The organism is Streptomyces mesophilus (assembly GCF_011044995.1).
In the GTDB taxonomy this organism is placed as follows: Bacteria; Actinomycetota; Actinomycetes; order Streptomycetales; family Streptomycetaceae; genus Streptomyces; species Streptomyces mesophilus.
Window position 1 is genome coordinate 1 of sequence record NZ_JAAKZW010000354.1, and the last position, 5,490, is coordinate 5,490.

Genomic DNA, 5,490 nt, shown 5'->3' on the forward strand with positions numbered 1-5,490 from the left:
CCCCAGGGCCCCCCGCTGCGGCCCGATCCCGCCCGGTACCGCCCGGGCCCGGGCCGGCATCCCCGTCCAGCACGTGCCGCGGCGCGAGAGCAGCCGCCGCAGCCACAGCTCCACCGAGACCAGATCCGCCAGTCCGTCCACCGGTACGGACTCCCCCGCGGCCGCCGCCCGCAGCGCCTTCTGGACCACCCGGCCCTCCACGAGGCCCGCCTGCGCGAGCAGCGGAGTGGCGAACAGGTCCACCAAGTCCTCGACAGCGACCCGGAGTCCGAGCTTCTGGGCTGCCGTGGACGTCGCGTACGAGGGTGCGCCCCAGCCCGCCGGCAGGTCCGTCACGCCGGCGCCCTCCAGGACGGTCCTGAGCACCGCCGCCCGAGCCCCGGGCTGTATGCGCAACGAGTCCGGGAGCGCGCGGCAGGCCCGTACGACCTGGTTGTCGAGGAACGGGGTGTGCAGGCGCTGGAAGCGGACCTCCGCGGCCTGTTCGAGTACGCGCAGATCCGCCGCGTGCCGCGCGAGGGCCGCGCGCGCCCGGCGTTCGCCCGGGCGCTGACCGGGCCCCGCTCCCGGACGGGTCGCCGACTGCTCCAGGCGAACCGATACTTCAGCGAGCGCCTCGCCGGTCAGCCAGCGCGCGGCGGGCCCGGGCCGCACCCAGGTCAGCGCGGCGAGCGAGGCGCCGACGGGGCCGGTGGGCTCGTCGAGGACGCCGGCGCGCAGGCGCAGTGCGGCGTCCTCGATGCCCGAGCGGTAGGAGGTACGGGCCAGCCGGCGGGCCGCTCCGTACACCTTGGCGGGGACCAGTACGGAGCTCATCGAGCCCTCCGTACGCGCCAACGCCGCGACCGGACGCACGAGATGACGGCGGCGGCGGTCCATGAGGAGGTCGGCGAGACGGGCCGGGTGGGCGTCGAGGACCTGGCGCGCCCCGTACCCCGACAGATGGTCCGCGCTGCCGGAGGCGAGCCGGAGTCTGTGCCGGGCGGCGGTGACCAGGGACGGGCCGGGTTCGTCGGTGAGCGGGCCTTCCAAGTCGGCGTACGGCAGGGCCTCTTCGCCCGCCGGGACCACTACGTGGTGGAGGCGGGGGTTGGTGGCGAGGGCGCCGGCGCGGCCGAGTTCGGCTTCCTGGCGGCCGCCGGTCAGGTCGTTGAAGGTGACGGCGAGCAGCCGTTCCCCCGCGCCCGTGCCGTGGCCGAGCACCGTGCCCGGCATCCCGGGCAGTCCGGCGGCGAGCAGCGCGAGCGTGCCGGAGGCCGGGCCGCCGGACAGGTCGGCGCCGATGCCGGGGACCGGCATGCGGGAGGCGCGGCGTTCGGCGGGGCCCATGCCCGGGACGGGTCCGGGGTCGATGTCCGGTACGTGGCGGGGCGCGGAGAGCCGGGCCCGTACCGCGTCGACCAGTGCTTCCCGTACGCCGTCGACGGCGCGCGTGGCGTCCAGCTCCGCCGCGGCGACGGCGAGGGAGGCCACCGGCTCGTATCCGGCGATCTCGCGTGCGCCGTCGCGCAGGATCAGCGCGTGCCCGGGCGGGATGCGGCGCACGTCCTCGTACGGGGTGGAGTCCTGGAGCGCTTCGGGGACGTCGGGGCAGGCGAGCAGCGCGGCGAGATGGCCGATGTCGAGGTGCGCCTCGATGAGGTCGGCGAGCGGCAGGGCCGCGGTGGCGTACGCGGTGCCGCCGGCCCACGGGGTGTAGAACACCGGTCGTGCGCCCGCGAGATCACCGGCGACCATGATGCGGCGGCCGACCTGGACCACCGCCGTATAGCTGCCCGACCACGCGGTCAGATGCCGCAGCGCGCCGCCGCGCGCGGCGACCAGGCCGAGGCGCAGCTGCTCGTCGCTCGCGCCGCAGGTGCCGAGTACGGCGATACGGGTCCGGTCGTCGGCCTTGACCACACGGACCTCGTCGGGCCGCCAGTCACCCACCGCCCATAGGGGATCCGGGTCGCCCCACAGAAGCTGCGAGCCCACGGGGTGCACGGTCTCGCCGGCCTCGCTGCCGCCGCCCAGGGGACCGGACGCCCTCGCGGTGGTACTGCTCCACCCCACCAACCACCGCATCGCGCCTCCACAGCCTGTGGACAACATGGGCACCAAGTCGGTCACCATGCTGCCACGAAGCGGGCGCATCGGAGGGGGAGGCGGGCGCGCCGTTTGCGCCTCTGTGCTCCCGCGCGAGTCGGACCAACTCCTGGCTGGATCCGGCCATTTCGCGCGCAATGGGCGTACAGCGGGCGCGGGCCGGGGCAACGCGCGATCCGGGAGGCGCGCTTGGCCTCCCGGACCGGTCCGCCACCCGCGGGGATGTAGGCGGCGGCGTCCCCCAGCCCACCGGTTGCCAGCGCACGGTGGGCCGACCCACGCATCCACATGGAAGCGCTCCCGCACCGGTCGGTGAAGAGCGCACGGGCGGGCGCACGGCCACACGCCGGGAGCACACCGCAGAAAGACCGCACTCCTGTACAGACAACTTTCTCGCCATCCGGAATCCCGCCCCTTAACGCTTGGAATGCGGGGAACTACGCTGGGTTTACGAATGCCGCGCGGTTATGCCAGCCGTGGTGTGCCGGCGCGGCAGCCGTCTGTGTCGAGGGGTGGCGCATGTCCAGGGAGCAACGCGGGCCGAACGAAAAGCTCGGCACCGTTCTCGCCCTCGCGGGAATCAGCAACGCGGGCCTCGCCCGCCGGGTCAACGACCTCGGATCGCAACGGGGTCTGACCCTCCGCTACGACAAGACCTCGGTGGCCCGCTGGGTCTCCAAGGGCATGGTTCCGCAGGGTGCGGCCCCGCACCTGATCGCCGCGGCCATCGGCCAGAAGCTCGGCCGGCCCGTGCCGCTGCACGAGATCGGTCTCGCGGACGCCGACCCGGCGCCCGAGGTGGGTCTCTCCTTCCCGCGCGACATCGGAGCGGCGGTGAAATCGGCGACCGAGCTGTACCGGCTCGACCTCGCGGGCCGCAGGGGCACAAGTGGCGGGATCTGGCAGTCGCTTGCCGGTTCGTTCGCGGTGAGCGCCTATGCGACACCCGCGTCCCGGTGGCTGATAACACCCGCCGACAGCTCGGTGGAACGTACGGCGGAGCAGGCGCGGCAGATCGCCGAGTCCGCGCCGGCCGGCGAGAAGCCGCTGCGCGTCGGCCACAGCGACGTACAGAAACTGCGCGAGGCGGCCCACGACGCGCGGCGCTGGGACTCCAAGTACGGCGGCGGGGACTGGCGTTCGTCGATGGTGCCGGAGTGCTTACGAGTCGAGGCGGCGCCCCTGTTACTGGGGACGTACTCGGACGAAGTGGGACGTGCCTTGTTCGGCGCGACGGCCGAACTCACGCGCCTGGCGGGCTGGATGGCCTTCGACACCGGCCAGCAGGAAGCCGCACAGCGCTACTACATCCAGGCCCTGCGGCTCGCCCGCGCGGCAGCCGACGTCCCGCTCGGCGGCTACGTACTGGCCTCCATGTCCCTCCAGGCCACCTACCGCGGCTTCGGCGACGAGGGTGTCGACCTCGCGCAGGCCGCCCTGGAGCGCAATCGCGGCCTGGCCACCGCGCGCACCATGAGCTTCTTCCATCTCGTCGAGGCCCGGGCGCAGGCCCGCGCCGGTGACGCGCACGCGGCGGGCGGCGCCCTGAAGTCCGCTGAAGGCTGGCTCGAGCGCTCCCGCGACGGTGACAACGACCCGTCCTGGCTGGGCTTCTACTCCTACGACCGGTTCGCGGCCGACGCCGCAGAGTGCTACCGCGACCTCAAGGCACCGCGCCAGGTACGGCGGTTCACCGAGCAGGCGCTGTCGAGCCCGACCGAGGAGTTCGTCCGCTCGCACGGGCTGCGGCTCGTGGTGAGCGCGGTCGCCGAACTGGAGTCGGGCAACCTGGACGCGTGCTGCGCACAGGGCCTGCGGGCCGTGGAGGTCGCGGGGCGCATCTCGTCTGCGCGGACCACGGAGTACGTACGGGATCTGCTGCACCGCCTGGAGGCGCACGGGGACGAGCCGCAGGTGATCGAGCTGCGGGAGCGCGCCCGGCCGTTGCTGGTGGCGCCGGCGTGAGCGAACTGCTCCGCACGGTCCTTCGGGTACGGGTTTGAGCGCGTTGTCAGTGGCGCAGTGCACTATCGGACACATGGGCGTACTCGGCGTCCGTGACGGACTCGGAGCTCTCCGGAGGTGAGGCGCGTGGCCCTGCGCGGCCCGGCAGACGGCACGCGGGTGTCGTACGACTGCGATGTGCTCGTCATCGGCGGCGGCATCGTCGGACTGTCGACGGCGTATGCGCTGACGCGCGCCCGGCCGGGGATACGGGTCACGGTCCTCGAGAAGGAGCCCGGGCCCGCCCGGCACCAGACGGGGCGCAACAGCGGGGTGATCCACAGCGGGATCTACTACCGGCCCGGGTCGCTCAAGGCGCGGTTCGCCGTCGAGGGCGCCGCGGAGATGGTCAAGTTCTGTGCCGAGCACGGGATTCCGCATGCCGTCGGCGGCAAGCTGATCGTCGCCACCGAGCGCTCCGAGCTGCCCCGGCTGCACGCACTGGTGCAGCGCGGCCGGGAGAACGGGATTCCGGTACGGGAGCTGGGCCCCAGCCAGATCACGGAGTTCGAGCCCGAGGTGCGGGGGCTCGCGGGGATCCATGTGGCCACGACCGGGATCTGCGACTTCGGCGCGGTGGCCGGACAGCTGGCCGCGCTGGTACGGGACGCGGGCGCCGAGATCCGGTACGGGGCGGAGGTCACGCGGATCGACCGGCGCGCGGACCGCGGGGTCGCGGTGCGCACGGCGTCCGGGGCGATCGTGCGCGGCCGGGTCCTGGTGAACTGCGCGGGGCTGCACTGCGACCGTGTGGCCCTTCTCGCGGGCGACGACCCGGGGATGCGGATCGTGCCGTTCCGCGGCGAGTACTACGAGCTGGCCCGGCCCGAGTTGGTGCGCGGCCTGGTCTACCCCGTGCCCGACCCGGCGTTCCCCTTCCTCGGCGTGCACCTCACGCGCGGCATCGACGGCGGGGTCCATGTCGGGCCCAACGCCGTGCCCGCCCTCGCGCGCGAGGGATACGACTGGTCGGTGGTACGCCCCCGCGAGCTGGCGGCCACGCTCACCTGGCCGGGCTCGTGGCGGATAGCCCGCGAGCACTGGCGCTACGGTGCGGGCGAACTGCGCCGCTCCCTGTCCCGCCCGGCCTTCACGCGCGCGGTCCGCCGCCTGCTCCCCGCGGTCACGGAGTCGGACCTCCACCCGGCCCCGGCGGGCGTCCGCGCCCAGGCGGTCCTGCGCGACGGCACCTTGGCGGACGACTTCCTGTTCGTGGAGGGCGCGCGCACGGTCCACGTACTGAACGCCCCTTCGCCGGCGGCCACGGCTTCGCTGCCTATCGGGCGGGAGGTGGCGCGGCGGGTGCTGGCCCAGGTGGACTGACCGTTGCATTTCAGCCCCTGCGGCGCTTGAGCAGATCCGAACGAAGTTCGGATGCGGGGGCCCGGGGGGCGGAGC

General features: G+C 73.9%; 3 protein-coding genes. 2 read left to right on the top strand and 1 reads right to left on the bottom strand.

What is annotated here, in order from left to right; translation table 11 throughout:
• The coding region (locus G6045_RS38885) for an asparagine synthase-related protein (RefSeq protein WP_165336967.1) at window positions 1–2,067 on the bottom strand (2,067 nt) is incomplete at its 3' end.
• A gap of 540 nt (window positions 2,068–2,607) precedes the next feature.
• Between G6045_RS38885 and G6045_RS38890 the strand changes: the two genes are divergently transcribed.
• Window positions 2,608–4,053, top strand: a complete 1,446-nt coding sequence (locus G6045_RS38890; protein ID WP_165336968.1) for an MFS transporter — start codon at window positions 2,608–2,610, stop codon at window positions 4,051–4,053.
• A 126-nt stretch (window positions 4,054–4,179) separates the two neighbouring features.
• Complete coding sequence (gene lhgO, locus G6045_RS38895; protein WP_328708068.1) at window positions 4,180–5,415, top strand: L-2-hydroxyglutarate oxidase; 1,236 nt, start codon at window positions 4,180–4,182, stop codon at window positions 5,413–5,415.
• Window positions 5,416–5,490: the final 75 nt, after the last annotated feature.